Source organism: Streptomyces sp. PA03-1a (assembly GCF_033792805.1).
In the GTDB taxonomy this organism is placed as follows: domain Bacteria; phylum Actinomycetota; class Actinomycetes; order Streptomycetales; family Streptomycetaceae; genus Actinacidiphila.
The window spans coordinates 1-14,573 of the sequence record NZ_JARAVO010000239.1; the positions used below are offsets into that span (position 1 = coordinate 1).

A 14,573-nucleotide genomic window follows, 5' to 3' on the forward strand; every position below is an offset into this window, starting at 1 on the left:
GCCCCCCCCCAGGGCCGCCCCGCCGGCGAGGTGCTGGCGCAGCTGCGTGAGCTGCGCGCGGACGACGCCCCCACCCGCGGCGGCCGCACCTTCGCCTACGTCTACGACTCCGGGCTGTCCGGCGTGGACGAGCTGGCCGCCTCGGCGTACGCGGCGTTCGCCACCGTCAACGGGCTGGACATGACGGTCTTCCCCAGCGTCGCCCGACTGGAGAACGACCTGATCGCCGCCGCCGTGGCCCTGCTGGGCACGCCCGGCGCCCAGGGCACCTTCACCAGCGGCGGCACCGAGTCGATCCTGCTGGCCGTGAAGACCGCCCGGGACCACGCCCGCGCGGTGCGCGCGGTGACCGCGCCGCAGCTGGTCCTGCCCTCCACCGCGCACGCCGCCTTCCACAAGGCCGCCGCCTACCTCGGTCTGGAGACCGTGGTGGTGCCGGTGGACCGGGACACGCTGCGGGCCGACGCGGCGGCCGTGGCGGCCGCGATCACCGACCGCACGGCGCTGGTGGTGGCCTCGGCGCCCTCGTACGCCCACGGGGTGGTCGACCCGGTCGCGGAGATCGCCGCCGCGGCGGCCGGCCGCGGCGTGCTCTGCCACGTCGACGCGTGCATCGGCGGCTGGCTGCTGCCCTACCTGCGGCGCGCCGGGCGGGACGTGCCGGCCTTCGACCTGTCGGTGCCCGGGGTGACCTCGCTCTCGGTGGACCTGCACAAGTACGGCTACGCCGACAAGGGCGCCTCCGTGGTGCTCTACCGGGACGCCGAACTGCGCCGCCACCAGTACTTCGCGCACGCGGGCTGGCCGGGCTACCCCGTGGTCAACCCCACCGTGCAGGGCACCAAGTCGGCCGGGCTGCTGGCCCAGGCGTGGGCCGTGCAGCGGCACATCGGCGAGGACGGCTACCGCGCGCTTGCCGAGCGCACCGCCGCGGCCGCCGACCGGCTGCTGCCGGGGCTGCGCGCCGTCGAGGGCGTGCGGGTGCTGGGCGATCCCCAGGCCGGGCTCCTCGCGTTCACGCTGCTCGGTGCCGACGGCACACCGGACCTGAGCCTGCTGCTCCACCTCGCCGACGAGATGCGCGAACGCGGCTGGTACCTGCAGCCGCAGCTGTCCTTCGACGGGCTGCCGCCCAATCTGCACCTGACCCTGACCCCCGCGGCGGCCGGTCTGGTGGACGCGCTCCTCACCGACCTGGACGCGGCGTTGAAGGCGGCCCGCGCCCTGGACCCGGTGACGGTGGACCCGGCGGTCGCGCAGTTCGCTGCGGAACTCGACCCGGCCACCCTCGGACCGGAGGAGGTGGAGGCGGTACTGGCCTTCGCCGGCATGGGCGGCGGCACCGGGCTGCCACACCGCATGGCCCCGGTACTGGCGCTGCTCGACGGACTGCCCGTACCGCTCAAGGAACGGTTGCTGACGGAGTTCGTCGGGGCGGTCTTCCGCGTCTGACAGCGCGGGCGCTTGCCGGCGGACGGCCCGGTCCGCCGGGGGTCCCGGGCCGCCGGGCGGCACGGGACCCCCGGCGCCTCGCGGACGTGACGACCCGGAGGGCGCCTGGGAAGGCCGGCGGTGGGAATTCGCGCGGCGTGTACGCGTCCGCAGGGTCCTCCGAGTCGGCCGGGAACCGCCGCCCGGCGTCTCGGGCCCCGTGGCCGGGGAAGCCAGGAAGCAGCGCCGCCCCGCGCCGCGGCGGGGAGCCGTCCCGGAAGGCCGCGCGGCAGGCGCGTTCGCGTGACACGCACGCCTCGGCGGGACCCACGGAGCCCGCCGGGCCGGCCGTGCGGCGCAGTACCACGGCCGCACCGATCGCGAGGGGGACGCCAGGGGCCTCAGGTCTCCGCGACGGAGCAGCACGACGCGCCCGCACCCCGCGCGGGAGCACCGGCCCTCCACGAGGGTCGAGCCGGCCACAGCCGCGCAGTCCGCAAGGTCGGCGCGGGTCCCTGTCGGCCCGGCGACGCCACCGCGAATCGGGCGCGCCCAGGAGACCGGCCCGGTGGGCGAGTTCGCGCATGCCTCGGGGGGACCCTTGGAACCGCACACGGCGACGGCGCGGCGCAGCGCCTCCGCGCAGGCCGCGACGGCGCCGCGGAGGACCGCGGGCCCCTCGCGGCCGGTCAGTACCCGGAGTACGCCCGCCGCAGCGAGCGGGGCATCGGCGAGCAGGGCACTCCAGGACGCCGAGACGGTGAGCGAGTTCGCGAAGCGCACACACGTCGGCGGCCGCGGGCCCTCACGGCCGGTCAGCGCCCAGCGGGCGTCCGCCGCCCCCGCGCGCGGACCTCGAGAATCCGAACGCCGCCCAGGAGGCCTGCCCTGGCTGGCGAGTTCACGCGACCGCACGCCTCGGCGCGGCCCATGCAACCGGCCAGGGAGACCCCAATGGACGCAGTGCATGCGGTCGGCCCAGCGCTGACCCGTCGCCGGTCCCTCCAAGGCGGTCGAGGCGGCCACCGCCGCGCGGCGGTCAGCGTTCGCGTCCGCGGGGTTTGAGCGGGGTCGCGGGGAGCTCCGGGGCGAGGAGGCGGTCGCCGTCGTAGCCGTGCACGGTGCCGAAGGCACTGCCGGAGTTCCACTCCTCGCGGGCACGGGCGATCTCCTCGCCGTCGCGGGCGACGAAGTTCCACCACATGACGAGCTTCTCCTCGAACGGCTCGCCCCCGAGCAGCATCAGGCCCGCGTCGGTGTCCGCGCGCAGCGGCAGTCCGGTGCGGCCGCAGCCCAGGTAGAGCATCGAACCGGCCTCGACGGGCACACCGTCGACGTCGGCCCGGCCGGACATCGACAGCACCGCGTACTCGAAGTCCCGCTCCAGCGGCAGCGTCACGTCGGTGCCCGCGGCGAGGGCGAGGTCGGCGCCGACGAGGGGCGTGTGCACGGTGCCGGGCGAGGCCGCGCCGTCCACCTCGCCGAGGATCACCGTGGCGGTGAGCCCTTGGCCGCCGTTCAGCACCGGCAGGCCGGCGTGGTGCTCGAAGGCGGGCTCGCGGTGCCGGGCCGCGTCCGGGAGGGCGACCCACAACTGGGCGCCGTGCAGGAGGCGGGCGTGCTCGCGCGGGGACTCCTCCGAATGGGCGATGCCCCGGCCCGAGGTCATCAGGCCCAGTTCCCTCGGCCGTACGGTCTGCAGGCTGCCGAGGGTGTCGCGGTGCAGCACCTCGCCCTCGTGGAGCCAGCTGACGGTCTGCAGCCCGATGTGCGGGTGCGGGGGCACCTGCATGCCGGGCTGGTCGGCGACGTCGTCGGGACCGTAGTGGTCGACGAAGCACCAGGCGCCGACCATGCGGCGGCCGAGGTTGGGCAGCAGACGGCGTACGACGCTGCTCTCGCCGAGCGGCACGAGGCGTCCGGTGAGCAGGTCGTGGACGGGCTTCGCGGACACGTCCTCACGCCCGCCGCACGTGGCGGGCGCGGGATGGAGGTCGAGGTTGCTCATGGCGCGATCATGCCTCGCGGCGCTGCCCGGGTACGAGCACCGCGGGGATGTCGGCCTCCAGCCCGCGCAGGTACTCGCCGAGCCCCTTGGCCTGCGGGTCGGGGCGGGTGGAGGCGGCGACGCCGTCGCCGAGCAGGCCGTGGACGACGAAGTTCAGGGCGCGCAGGTTGGGCAGCTCGTAGCGGCTGACGGCGAGTTTGGCGGTCTCCGGGAGCAGGGCGCGCAGCCGTTCGACGTCCAGCCAGTCGCGCAGCCAGCCGTAGGCGGCGTCGTCGCGGGCCCACAGGCCGACGTTGGCGTCGCCGCCCTTGTCGCCGGAGCGGGCGGAGCCGGGGGCTGCGCGGGGACGCGTACCGACGTGACGGGCGGGCGCGGCACGGGGACGCGGGTGCCGTCCTGCAGCACGACCTCGGGGTGGACGAGGGCGGCGGGGACGAGGGCCGGCCAGTGGACGCCGTACTCGGTGGGCCTGGGCGAGAAGTGCTCCATGTGCAGCCCGGGCGCGGTGGACAGGCCCGTGCCGACGACGGCGCCGAACAGGGAGCGGCCGACCTTGTCCTTGTCGGGGTCCTTGACGGTGAGGGTGAGCCGGGCGCCGGTGGCGGTGGGTTCGGTGCGGACGTCGTACGTCTCGAAGCCGGACGGGCCGCCGGTCGCGTCGAGCAGGGACGCCTCGGCGAACCGGACCTTGGCCTCGATGTCGGGGCCGGTGAGCACGAAGGTGGCCGTGTTGCGGTAGCCGCCATGGTGGTTGAGGCACACCTTGAGGGTGTCGGGGGCGGGTTCGCCGCGGGCGCCGGAGACCAGGACCCGGTCGGGACCCTCCTGTTCCAGGGTCACGGTGTCGAAGCGGGTGACGACGTCGGGGTTGAGGTAGGCGGGGCGGTCGATCTCGTACAGCAGCTGGGCGGTGACCGTGTCGACGGTGACCGCGCCCCCGGTGCCCGCGTGCTTGGTGATGACGCTGGAGCCGTCGGGCCGCAGCTCGGCGATGGGGAAACCGGGGCGCACGGGCCGTTCGACCTCGGTGAAGAAGGAGTAGTTGCCGCCGGTGGCCTGGGCCCCGCACTCGATGATGTGCCCGGCGGTGACCGCGCCGGCGAGCCGGTCCCAGTCGTCGGTGGCCCAGTCGAAGGCCCAGGCGGCGGGACCGACCACCAGGGAGGCGTCGGTGACGCGGCCGCAGATGACGACGTCCGCCCCGGCGCGCAGCGCCTCGGTGATGCCCCAGGCGCCGAGGTAGGCGTTGGCGGTGAGCGGGCGCACGTCCGCGTCGGCGAGCGGGAGCCCGGTGGCCAGGTGGGCGAACGGGTGGCCCTCGCGCTGGAGTCCGGGCAGCCGGTCGAGCAGGTCGTCGCCCTCCAGGTGGGCGACGGAGGGGCTCAGCCCTGCCAGGGCGGCCAGTTCGCGGAGCTTTCCGGCGAGACCTGCGGGGTTGAGCCCGCCCGCGTTGACGACGATCTTGATGCCGCGGTCCAGGCAGGTGGCGAGGACGTCGCCCATCTGGGCGAGGAAGGACAGGGCGTAGCCGGCCTCGGGGTCGCGCTGCCGGGCCTTCCAGAGCAGCAGCATCGTCAGCTCGGCGAGGTAGTCGCCGGTCAGTACGTCGATCGGGCCGCCCTCGACCATCTCGCGGGCGGCCGACAGGCGGTCGCCGTAGAAGCCGGAGCAGTTGGCGATGCGCAGGGTCTCACGTCGCTGGGTCATGTCCCTCGCCGTCAGCGGTGTCGGTGTTCAGATGTGGGCGTTCGAGATGTGGGTGGGGGTGGTGCACGTGTGGGGCGGTCAAGCGGCCGTCGCGCGCAGCGACTCGACGTGGCGGCGGATCTCCTCCGGCGAGAGGTAGATGTCGGTGACCTCGAAGTCCTTCAGCGCGGCCGGCCTACGGGCCTGGAAGCCGGTGCGGACGAAGTCGTCCCCGGCGACGGCGTTGAGGAACCAGCCCGCGGCGGCACGGAAGCGCGCGGGGAAGGTGCGCAGCGCACCGAGGTGGTAGCCGCGGGCGACGACCTGGGCGGGGAGACCGCTGAGCGGGATGCCGAGCGGCTTGGAGACCGCCTCGACCCCGCCGAGGTCGACGACGAGCCCGAGGTCCTTGTGCCGGTACGGCTGAAGGGGGCGGCCACGCAGTGCCGCGACGACGTTCTCGGCGACGGCCTTGCCCTGCCGCATGGCGTGCTGGGCGGTGGGCGGGCAGACCGCGCCACCGCCCACGTCGAGGTCGGGGACGGCGGCCGAGTCACCGAGGGCGAAGACCCCGTCGGCGCCGGGGATGCACATCTCGGGGTCGGTGACGAGCCGGCCCTTGACGGTCTCGGTGCCCAGCGTGGCCACCAGGGGGCTGGAGACGACGCCGGCGGTCCAGATGAGGGTGCGGCAGGGCAGCTTGCGTCCGTCGGTGAAGGTCACGGTGTCGGGGGTGACCGCGGCGACGGACACGCCGAGGGAGACCTCGACCCCGCGCTCGCTGACGATCTGCAGCGCCTTCAGGCCGAGCTTCTCGCCGAGTTCGGGCATCAGGCGGGGCGCGATGTCGATCAGGTGCCACTTGATGAGGGCCGGATCGAGGCGCGGGTAGCGCTTGGCCGCCGCCGTGGTCAGCCGCTGCAAAACCGCCGCCGTCTCGGTGCCCGCGTAGCCGCCGCCGACGACGACGAACTGCAGCCGCGACTCACGCTCGGCCTGGTCCGTGGTGGCGGACGCCAGGTCCAGCTGGGCGATGACGTGGTCGCGGATGTACGCCGCCTCGGCCAGGGTCTTCATGCCGCGGCCGTACTCGCTGAGGCCGGGGATGTCGAAGGTGCGGGTCACGCTTCCGGGGGCCAGCACGAGGTAGTCGTACTCCCTGACGAGCTCCTCGTCGGTGATCTTCTTGATGACGACGGCCTTGGCGGCCGGGTCGACCCCGATCGCCCGCCCGGGTATGACCTCGCTGCGGTGCACCATGCGGCGCAGCGGGACGGCGACCGCCTGGGGGGTGAGCACGCCGGCGGCGACATGCGGGAGCAGGGGCAGGTAGAGCTGGTGGCTCCAGGGCGTGACCAGGGTGATCTCGGCCTCGTCCTGAGTCAGCCGCCGCTCCAGCCGGTGCACGCACTCCATGCCCGCGAAGCCGCCGCCGACGACCAGGATCCTGGGTCGCTTCATCACTCGCCTCCGTAGGACCGTTCGGGGCCCCGTTTCCCTACCCGCGGCGTGTGCGGATACGCCTCCGGCCACGCTCGCACACGCCTCGTCGCGGCGCGAACGGAGCGGCGGCGCCCGCGTGCGGCACGCTACCGGCCCCGGCGTGCGCGGATGAAGGGTTCCGGCGGACCGGCCCCGGGGTCCGGGGCGCGGTCCGGCGGCCCGCCGGTCACACCCCCGCGCGGGGCGTGAGGCGGCAGCGGGCCGGTCCGCGGGCCTGGAGGGTGATGCCGGCGCCGAGGGGGACGTCGTGGTCGACGGCGGTGAGTTCGTGTCCGCGCAGCAGCACGGCGAGGGCGAGCACGGACTCCAGCAGGGAGAAGTGCCTGCCGATGCAGGCGCGGGGGCCGCCGCCGAAGGGGAGCCAGGCGTAGCGGTGGCGGGCGGCCTCCGCCTGCGGGGTGAAGCGGCCGGGGTCGAAGCGCCCGGGCTCCGGCCAGTGGCCGGGGTGGCGGTGGATCACCCAGGGGACGACGATGACGTCCGCGCCGGCCGGGACGAGGTGGCCGCCGACGCGGGTGGCGGCGGCCGAGCGGCGGCCGATGACGGGCGCGGCCGGGTACAGGCGCATGGCCTCCTTGAGGACCGCCGTGACGTACGGCAGGGCGTCGAGGTCCGCGGCCGCCGGGACGCGTCCACCGAGGACGCGGTCGATCTCCTCCCGGGCCCGGCCCTGTGCCTCGGGGTGACGGGCGAGCAGGTGCAGGGCGAAGGCGAGCGAGGTGGCGGTCGTCTCGTGGCCGGCGAGGAGGAAGATCAGCACCTGGTCGCGGATCTCGGCGGGGTCGAGGGGACGTCCGTCCTCGTCCCGGGCCGAGGCGAGCAGGGAGAGCAGGTCCTGGCCGTCACCGCCCTCCGCGCGGCGGCGCTCGATGATCGCGTCGCAGACCGCGTACAGCTCGGCGGTGGCGGCCGCCGCCCTCCGGTTGCCGGGGGTCGGCCAGTGGCGGGGGGTCCGCACCGGGGCGAAGCCGCGCCGCCGGACGTAGTCGTTGACGACCGGCATGCGGCGGCGGACGGTGTCGACGGCCGGCTCGATCGCGCCGCCGAACAGGACGCGGGCGATCGTGCGGAGGGTGAGGCCGTGCATCTCCTCCAGGACGTCGACGGTGCCGTCGGGCGCGTGGTGCCAGTCGGCGACGAGGGCGGCGGCCTCGGCGGTGACGGCGCCCGCGTAGCCGTCGACGCGGCGCGGGGTGAACAGCGGCTGCAGCAGCCTGCGCTGCCGCTGGTAGTCGGCGTCCTGGCTGGTGAGGAGCCCGTTGCCGAAGGACTGCCGGACCTCCTCGTAGAACGGGCTGTCCTTGCGGAAGCCGGCCGCTTCGGTCGCCAGCACCTGCTGGGCGCCCTCGGGTGAGAACACCGCGTGCACCTCGGCGCGCAGCCCCGGTGGGCCGGCGCTGAAGCGGACGAGGTCCCCGTGGTCGCGCCGCGCGCGCTCGTAGGTGTCGAGGGGCTCGCGCAGCAGGTCGAACATCGACCCGAGCAGCGGCACCCCCGCCGGGCCCGGCACCTTCGTGTGAGCGGTCGTCATGACCCCGATTCTGCGCGCGTACGACGGCGCCGGGGCCCGGGCCGGGGAGCTTGGCCGGAACCCGCCCCGGGGCCGATCATGGGGCGCGTACCCGGCCCACGGGCACGGCGAAGGACGGGAGGCACCATGGAGGACGCTCCGCGCTCGGCGGACGAGCTGCTGGACATCGTGGACGAGCAGGACCGGGTGGTCGGCCGGGCGACGCGCGGCGAGGCCACCGCGCGCGGCCTGCGGCACCGCTGCGTCTTCGTCCTGGCCAGGGACGGCGAGGGGCGCGTGTTCGTGCACCGCCGCACCGCGGAGAAGCTGGTCTTCCCCTCCCTCCACGACATGTTCGTCGGCGGTGTGGTGGGCGCGGGCGAGGAGTACGACGACGCGGCGCTGCGCGAGGCGGAGGAGGAACTGGGGGTCTGCGGTCTGCCGCGTCCGACGCCGCTGTTCAGCTTCCTGTACGAGGGGACGGGGGCGGCGGCGGGTCACACCTGGTGGTCCCGGGTGTACGAGGTGCGCTGCGGTCCGCCGGTCGTACCGCAGGCCGAGGAGGTCGCCTGGTACGACTTCGTGACGGAGGAGGAACTGGAACGCCTCCTGCCGGAGCGGGAATGGGTGCCCGACGGCCTGGAGGCCTGGCACCGACTGCGCGACTGGCGACGACGAAGGTGACGCTGATCAGCAGCGCCCAGGCGCCGAACTTGGCGAGGGACACCGGCACCCAGCCGTGGTCCTGGTCGGGGTAGCGCCAGGCGCCGACGTAGGTGGCGGCGTTCTCCGCGACCCAGAGGAAGAAGCCGATGAGGACGAAGGAGAGCGCCAGCGGCATCCGCAGGCGCACCCCGTCGACGGTGAAGTGCACCCAGGTGCCCGCCGTCGTCCAGAGCAGCAGGACGGCCAGCAGCCACCGCGCGTCGGGCAGCCAGTGGTGGGTGAAGAAGTTGAGGTAGACCGCCGCGGCCAGGATCGTCATGGCGCGGCGGCGGTAGCCGGTCAGGCCCAGCTCGAACAGCCGCCAGGCCGCGCACACGTAGCTGCCGACGGCGGCGTAGAGGAAGCCCCCGTACAGCGGGACGCCGCCGAACTTGGTGAGCGCGGGTTCGGGGTAGCTCCAGGAGCCCAGGTGCACCTTGACGAGTTCGAAGAGCAGCCCGACGGCGTGGCACACCGCGATGACGGCGACGTCACGGCCGCGCTCCCAGCCGCAGGCCCAGAACAGCGCGCTGAGCGCCACCCCGTAGCAGAGCAGCAGGTCGTAGCGGGCGACGGGCAGCGGCGGCAGCAGCCGCGAGCCGGCCACGCCCGCCATCAGCGCGACGGCGAAGGCGCAGCAGCGTGCCTCCGTCCAGCCGAAGAGCACGAGCCGGCGGACGCCGGTGACGATCGGTCCCATGGTGAGGGGGACACCGCCGGGCGCCGCCCCGGTTCCGGGCGGGTCCGGCGCGTTCAGTCCAGGGAGCGCAGGGCGGTCCCGACGGCGTCCTCGACGAAGGCCCGGCCGAGGCGGGCCCGGCCCACGACGCGCAGGCCCTGGACGAAGGTGGTGAGGAAACGGGCCAGTTCCACCGGCTCCTTGTCGGCGGACAGCTCCCCCCGGGCCTTCGCCTTCTCCAGCGCCGCCGCGAGGGCGGACTCCAGCAGGCGCATGGTGACGGTGACGCGGTCGACGGTGTCGGGGTCGTCGCCGCGCTCGGTGGCGGCGTTGACCAGCAGACAGCCCCGTTCGGGGTCCTCCAGGTCGGCCTCGACCATCTGCTCCAGCGCGGTGCGGACGGCGGGGCGGACCTCGTCCGCGTTCTCGAGCAGTTCGACGAGCCCGCCGGCGTACCGGGAGCAGTAGCGCTCCAGGGCGCGGGCGTAGAGCTTGTCCTTGGAGCCGAAGGCGGCGTAGAGGCTGCCGCTGCCGATGGAGAGCTCGGCCAGCAGGTCCTGGAGCGACGTCGCCGCGTAGCCGCGGCGCCAGAACAGGTCCATGGCACGGTCGAGGGCCTGGTCGATGTCGAACTCCCTGGTGCGCGCCATGGCGCGAGCCTACCATTTCTGGATCAGTTGATACACTACGCCGGCCGGCGGCCCGTCCCAGGACGCGCCCACCGCGATGGCGCTCGGTACTGTGGGGCCGTGATCAAGCATGTGCGGGCCGCTGCCGGGGCGGTCGCCCTCTGGTTCGCCCCGGCACGGGTAGGGACCGAGGGGACGACGCCGGACTACCGCTTCTCGCTGGCCAACGAGCGGACCTTCCTCGCCTGGCTGCGCACCGCGCTCGCGCTGGTGGGCGGCGGCTTCGCGGTCGACCAGTTCCTGCGGGACCTGCGCCGGCCGGTCCGGGTGACGCTCGCGGTGGTGCTGGTGGTCGGCGGGGCGATGTGCGCGGTCCGCGCGGTGAACCACTGGGTGCGCTGCGAGCGGGCGATGCGGCGCGGGGAGGACCTGCCCGTCTCGCGCTTCCCCGCCCTGCTGGCGGTGCTGGTGGCCCTGGTGGCCGTGGCGATGCTGCTCACGGTGACGCTGGGGTGGGCGGGCTGATGACGGCCCCCGGCGGCGACACCCCGCGGGACCCGGGCCTGCAGCCAGAGCGGACCCGGCTGGCCTGGCGGCGCACCACGCTGGCCTTCGCGGTGGCGGCGCTGCTGGCCGGACGCGAGGCGGTGCTGCACGGGGCGCCGCCGGCCGGACTGCTGGGGCTCTCGCTGTGCGCACTGGTGTGGCTGGCGTTCACCGTCACCGCCCAGCGGCGGATCGCCGCCCTGGGCTCCGCGCGGCCCGCCGCGATGACGCCGGGGACGGCGGCCCGGGCCGTGCTGAGCGTCCTGGTCCTGGCCGTCGCGGGCGCGCTGCTGGTCTTCCTCACGCCCCGCTGAGGGCGGCACGTCCCGGCGGGGGGCGGCCCGCCCGTGGGCCGACGCTTGAAGACGTCAAGCTAATGATTTACCATTTCAAGCTTTTGAGTACACTCGCAGACATGAGCGCCCCGACCGCCGCGACGACCGCGCAGCCCACCAAGATCGAGCTGCTGGAGCTGCTCGCCGCCATCGGCACCGCCCAGTGGCAGGACTTCGCCGCCGCGGCCGCCCGGCACGGGCTGACCTCCATGCAGGCCAAGGTGCTCGCCCAGCTGGGCGGCCCGGTGCCCATGCGCGGCCTGGCCGAGCGGCTGGTGTGCGACGCGTCCAACGTCACCGGCATCGTCGACCGTCTCGAGGCGCACGGCTTCGTCCGCCGCGAGGTGAGCGCCAGCGACCGCCGGGTCAAGAACGTCGTGGCCACCGATCTCGGGCGCGAGACCATCCGCCGCGTCCGCGACGAGATGCAGGCCACCCACGGGGCGCTGGACACCCTGGACGCGGCGGAGCAAGCGGCCCTCTACGCACTGCTGGAGCGGCTCCGCCCGGTCATGGAGGCACGCGGCAAGGACCGCTAGGCCTCAGGCCCGGCGCCGGCCGGGCCGGGCGCGGGAACCGGCCCGAGGACGGGAGCGGGGCGGCTTCAGGCCGCGCAGTGGGGCGACGAGGGCGCGGACCTCGCGGTCCGCGTAACCGGGTTCCCCCGCGATCACCCGCACCAGTTCCTCGCGCACCGGGCGTCCGCGCCCCGCCTGGATCAGGGCCAGCGATTCGGCCAGCGCCGCCGGGAGGTCCGGTCCGTGCCAGGGGTCCGCGGCGTACGCGTCGAACCAGCGCGGCGGCGGGAAGGAGGGCTGCAGCTTGGCCTGCTCGTTCCCGAGGTACGACCACACCCAGGGGTCAAGGGACACCCCGACGACGTGCCCGGCCGGCAGGGCCCGGGCCCAGCCGCCCGCCGTGTGCTGCTGCCAGCGCCAGGTGTGGGGGCTGGTCCGCCGGCGGGCCGTCACCCCGACGAAGCGCAGCTTGCGGCGGATCACCGGCCACGGCTCGCGGCTCTCGCGCACCCAGTCGGCGAGGGCGGCGAAGAGCGTGTCGTAGGTGCCGCCCTCGGAGACCAGGTCGACCAGTGCCACCGGCCGGGTGCGGCGGGCCAGGGCGTGCGGCGCGAGCCCGGCGCAGGCGAGGTGCTCGCGCAGGCGGGCAATGTGGGCGGGCGCCGGAACCGGGCGCAGGCGCAACGACAGTGGCAGGCGCAGCAACCGCCCTTCCCGGGACGAGCCTTCGAAGGCGCCGGTCAGCAGGTCGTACATGCTGTCCAGGGAGCGGCCGACGAAGCACAGGTCGGCGCCGCCCGTGCGGGCGAGCACCTTCCCCGTGCACGCGGCCAGTTCGGGGAGGTACCACAGGCGGGGGCGCGCGGCGCCCTCGGTCAGGGTGCCGAGCCGGTCCGGCGGCGCACCGTCGCGGGCGCGCGTCAGCACCCAGCGGTACGGCTGGGGCGGCGGGGCGGCCGGCGCGGTGGTCATGGCCCCCAGTGCACCACGCCCATCTCCGCCGGTCACCTGGTTTTCGGTCCGCCGAAACGTTCCGCTTGACGTGTCTCGAACATAGAGTCGCCCTGGGCGTCACGCGGCGTCCGGCGGGGTGACGGAAAGAGCAGAGCGGTGAGGTGCGAGCGATGTTCCTGATCACCGGGATCCCCGCGGCGGGGAAGTCGACCGTGGCGCAGGCACTGGCCGAGCGACTGCCCCGCTCGGCGCACGTCCGGGGCGACGCGTTCCGGCGGATGATCGTCGGCGGGCGGGCCGAGGCGCTGCCCGGCGACGGCTCGGGGGACGTCGCGGGCCTGACCGAGGAGGCGCTGCGGCAACTGCGGCTGCGTCACTCCCTGGCGGCGGCGAGCGCGGACGCGTACGCGGCGTCAGGGTTCACCCCCGTCCTGCAGGACGTCATCCTCGGCGACGAACTGCCGCGCACGATAGCCCTGTTGCGCACCCGGCCGCTGCACGTCGTGGTCCTCGTGCCCTCCCCGGAGGCGATCGCCGCCCGCGAGGCCGGCCGGGCCAAACGGGCCTACGGCGCATGGACACCCGCCGACCTCGACCGCGCCCTGCGCGCGGGCACCCCGCGGATCGGCCTCTGGCTGGACACCTCCCGCCAGACCCCGGAGGAGACCGTGGACGCGATCCTCCGCCACGCCGGCCCCACCGGCTGACCCCGCGCGGTCAGGGGGCCAGGACGTCCAGTTCGCGCAGCGCGCCGACGCAGATCTCGCGCATCAGGCGCTCCGCGGACCGCGCGTCGCGGGCGCGGACGGCCTCGGCCACCCGGACGTGGAGGGTGACCGCCTCGGGGTCGGGGGCGCTGAACATGACGTGGTGCTCGGTGCGCCCGGTGAGCACCTCCGCGACGACGTCGCCGAGTCGGGCGAACATCTCGTTGCCGGACGCCGTGAGCATCACGCGGTGGAAGGCCACGTCGTGCACCAGGTACTCGGCGAGGTCGGCGGCCCGTCCGGCCGCGGCCATCTCGGCGGCGAGGACGGTCAGTTCGCGGCACTGCTCCGGGCTCGCGGCGGCCGCCGCCAGAGCGGCGGCGACGGGCTCCACGGCGGTGCGCAGCATGGTGAGCGAGCGCAACTGCCGGGGCCGGTCCGCGCCGGCGAGGCGCCAGCGGATGACGGCCGGGTCGAAGACGTTCCACTCCTCGGTGCGGCGCACCGTGATGCCGACCCGGCGCCGCGACTCGACGAGGTGCATGGCCTCCAGGACGCGTACGGCCTCGCGGACGACGGTGCGGGAGACGCCGTACTGCCGCTCCAGCTCGTCGATGCGCAGCACGGTGCCGGGCGGGTACGCGCCCGAGGCGATGGCGGGGCCGAGTTCCGCCAGCACACGGGCGTGCAGGCCGCCGTGCTCTCCGTGCCGATCCATGGGCGACAGCCTATGCGGGGATTCCTTCGTATGACGATTTCATCTCAGGCACTTGAATAAGTAGTACCTATGGCGTTTCCTGGGGCGGTCATGCGGACGAGGAGGTACCTGTGATGACCGAGGCAGGCCCGGAAGGCCCGCACCGCCCCCTGGTGGTGGTGATGGGCGTGTCCGGTTCCGGCAAGTCCACCGTCGGGGGGCTGCTCGCCGAGCGGCTGGGCGTCCCCTACGCCGAGGCGGACGACTTCCACCCGCCCGCCAACATCGCCAAGATGTCGGCCGGGCACCCGCTGGACGACGAGGACCGGGCGCCCTGGCTGGACGCCATCGCAGCGTGGATCGTCGAGCGCGGCGACCGCGGCGGCGTGGTCAGCTGCTCGGCGCTGCGGCGCCGCTACCGCGACCGGCTGCGCCGGGACACCCCCGGGCTGTTCTTCCTCCACCTCGACGGGTCCGAGGAGCTCATCTCCGCGCGCCTGGCGGCGCGGATGGAGCACTTCATGCCCGCGGGCCTGCTGCACTCCCAGTTCGCGACGCTCGAACCGCTGGAGCCCGGTGAGGCCGGTGCCGTCGTCCCGGTCGACGGCACCGGCCTCACCGGGCTCCAGCGGTTCGAGCGTCGCGAACTGGGAGTGCAGCAGGCC

At 74.8% G+C, this 14,573-nt stretch carries 14 protein-coding genes and 2 pseudogenes; 7 read left to right on the forward strand and 9 right to left on the reverse strand.

Annotated features, from left to right (window positions below; all coding sequences use genetic code 11):
• The coding region (locus PV341_RS36860; RefSeq protein WP_500360097.1) for a pyridoxal phosphate-dependent decarboxylase family protein at positions 1-1,452 on the forward strand (1,452 nt) is incomplete at its 5' end.
• A gap of 1,018 nt (positions 1,453-2,470) precedes the next feature.
• Here PV341_RS36860 and PV341_RS36865 read toward each other — a convergent pair.
• From PV341_RS36865 to PV341_RS36885, 5 genes and pseudogenes are all read right to left on the reverse strand, one after another.
• Positions 2,471-3,439, reverse strand: coding sequence for a pirin family protein (locus PV341_RS36865; protein WP_500360098.1), 969 nt, complete (start codon positions 3,437-3,439; stop codon positions 2,471-2,473).
• Between the two features lie 7 nt (positions 3,440-3,446).
• Positions 3,447-3,704 (reverse strand): annotated as a pseudogene (locus PV341_RS36870) (AtuA-related protein); the annotation flags it as partial.
• On the reverse strand, positions 3,593-5,146 hold the full coding sequence (locus tag PV341_RS36875; RefSeq protein WP_500360100.1) for an acyclic terpene utilization AtuA family protein: 1,554 nt from the start codon (positions 5,144-5,146) through the stop codon (positions 3,593-3,595). The gene PV341_RS36875 and the pseudogene PV341_RS36870, both read right to left, overlap by 112 nt.
• Before the next feature lie 78 nt (positions 5,147-5,224).
• Entirely contained in the window at positions 5,225-6,586 is a 1,362-nt protein-coding gene (locus PV341_RS36880; protein WP_500328405.1) for an NAD(P)/FAD-dependent oxidoreductase, read from the reverse strand.
• A gap of 208 nt (positions 6,587-6,794) precedes the next feature.
• On the reverse strand, positions 6,795-8,159 hold the full coding sequence (locus tag PV341_RS36885) for a cytochrome P450 (RefSeq protein ID WP_500360101.1): 1,365 nt from the start codon (positions 8,157-8,159) through the stop codon (positions 6,795-6,797).
• 126 nt (positions 8,160-8,285) lie between these two features.
• Between PV341_RS36885 and PV341_RS36890 the strand changes: the two genes are divergently transcribed.
• Positions 8,286-8,822: an NUDIX hydrolase gene (locus PV341_RS36890; protein WP_500328408.1), complete on the forward strand. Its 537-nt coding sequence runs from the start codon at positions 8,286-8,288 to the stop codon at positions 8,820-8,822.
• Here PV341_RS36890 and PV341_RS36895 read toward each other — a convergent pair.
• A pseudogene (locus PV341_RS36895) lies at positions 8,773-9,543 on the reverse strand (DUF817 domain-containing protein); the annotation flags it as partial. The gene PV341_RS36890 and the pseudogene PV341_RS36895 overlap by 50 nt on opposite strands.
• A gap of 53 nt (positions 9,544-9,596) precedes the next feature.
• Positions 9,597-10,172 carry a TetR/AcrR family transcriptional regulator gene (locus tag PV341_RS36900; protein WP_500328410.1) on the reverse strand — a complete coding sequence of 192 codons (576 nt, stop codon included), beginning with the start codon at positions 10,170-10,172 and terminating at the stop codon, positions 9,597-9,599.
• Positions 10,173-10,271: 99 nt separating this feature from the next.
• Between PV341_RS36900 and PV341_RS36905 the strand changes: the two genes are divergently transcribed.
• From PV341_RS36905 to PV341_RS36915, 3 genes are all read left to right on the forward strand, one after another.
• On the forward strand, positions 10,272-10,676 hold the full coding sequence (locus tag PV341_RS36905) for a YidH family protein (RefSeq protein WP_500328411.1): 405 nt from the start codon (positions 10,272-10,274) through the stop codon (positions 10,674-10,676).
• Complete coding sequence (locus PV341_RS36910; protein ID WP_500328413.1) at positions 10,676-11,011, forward strand: DUF202 domain-containing protein; 336 nt, start codon at positions 10,676-10,678, stop codon at positions 11,009-11,011. Before PV341_RS36905 ends, PV341_RS36910 begins: the two co-directional genes overlap by 1 nt.
• A 101-nt stretch (positions 11,012-11,112) precedes the next feature.
• Entirely contained in the window at positions 11,113-11,571 is a 459-nt protein-coding gene (locus PV341_RS36915) for a MarR family winged helix-turn-helix transcriptional regulator (RefSeq protein ID WP_500328415.1), read from the forward strand.
• A gap of 3 nt (positions 11,572-11,574) precedes the next feature.
• Here PV341_RS36915 and PV341_RS36920 read toward each other — a convergent pair whose 3' ends face one another.
• Entirely contained in the window at positions 11,575-12,522 is a 948-nt protein-coding gene (locus PV341_RS36920) for a hypothetical protein (protein WP_500360102.1), read from the reverse strand.
• A 152-nt stretch (positions 12,523-12,674) separates the two neighbouring features.
• Between PV341_RS36920 and PV341_RS36925 the strand changes: the two genes are divergently transcribed.
• Positions 12,675-13,211: a nucleoside/nucleotide kinase family protein gene (locus PV341_RS36925; protein WP_499510995.1), complete on the forward strand. Its 537-nt coding sequence runs from the start codon at positions 12,675-12,677 to the stop codon at positions 13,209-13,211.
• 10 nt (positions 13,212-13,221) lie between these two features.
• Here the strand turns inward: PV341_RS36925 and PV341_RS36930 are convergent, their stop codons facing one another.
• On the reverse strand, positions 13,222-13,929 hold the full coding sequence (locus PV341_RS36930) for a FadR/GntR family transcriptional regulator (protein ID WP_500328419.1): 708 nt from the start codon (positions 13,927-13,929) through the stop codon (positions 13,222-13,224).
• Positions 13,930-14,042: 113 nt separating this feature from the next.
• Between PV341_RS36930 and PV341_RS36935 the strand changes: the two genes are divergently transcribed.
• A partial coding sequence (locus tag PV341_RS36935) for a gluconokinase (protein WP_500360104.1) occupies positions 14,043-14,573 on the forward strand: 531 nt, incomplete at its 3' end.

Bases quoted from the DNA above. Each gene is read 5' to 3' on its own strand.
- PV341_RS36865 (WP_500360098.1), bottom strand. From the start codon at position 3,439: ATGAGCAACCTCGACCTCCATCCCGCGCCCGCCACGTGCGGCGGGCGT.
- PV341_RS36875 (WP_500360100.1), bottom strand. From the start codon at position 5,146: ATGACCCAGCGACGTGAGACCCTGCGCATCGCCAACTGCTCCGGCTTC.
- PV341_RS36880 (WP_500328405.1), bottom strand. From the start codon at position 6,586: ATGAAGCGACCCAGGATCCTGGTCGTCGGCGGCGGCTTCGCGGGCATG.
- PV341_RS36885 (WP_500360101.1), bottom strand. From the start codon at position 8,159: ATGACGACCGCTCACACGAAGGTGCCGGGCCCGGCGGGGGTGCCGCTG.
- PV341_RS36890 (WP_500328408.1), top strand. From the start codon at position 8,286: ATGGAGGACGCTCCGCGCTCGGCGGACGAGCTGCTGGACATCGTGGAC.
- PV341_RS36900 (WP_500328410.1), bottom strand. From the start codon at position 10,172: ATGGCGCGCACCAGGGAGTTCGACATCGACCAGGCCCTCGACCGTGCC.
- PV341_RS36910 (WP_500328413.1), top strand. From the start codon at position 10,676: ATGACGGCCCCCGGCGGCGACACCCCGCGGGACCCGGGCCTGCAGCCA.
- PV341_RS36915 (WP_500328415.1), top strand. From the start codon at position 11,113: ATGAGCGCCCCGACCGCCGCGACGACCGCGCAGCCCACCAAGATCGAG.
- PV341_RS36920 (WP_500360102.1), bottom strand. From the start codon at position 12,522: ATGACCACCGCGCCGGCCGCCCCGCCGCCCCAGCCGTACCGCTGGGTG.
- PV341_RS36925 (WP_499510995.1), top strand. From the start codon at position 12,675: ATGTTCCTGATCACCGGGATCCCCGCGGCGGGGAAGTCGACCGTGGCG.
- PV341_RS36930 (WP_500328419.1), bottom strand. From the start codon at position 13,929: ATGGATCGGCACGGAGAGCACGGCGGCCTGCACGCCCGTGTGCTGGCG.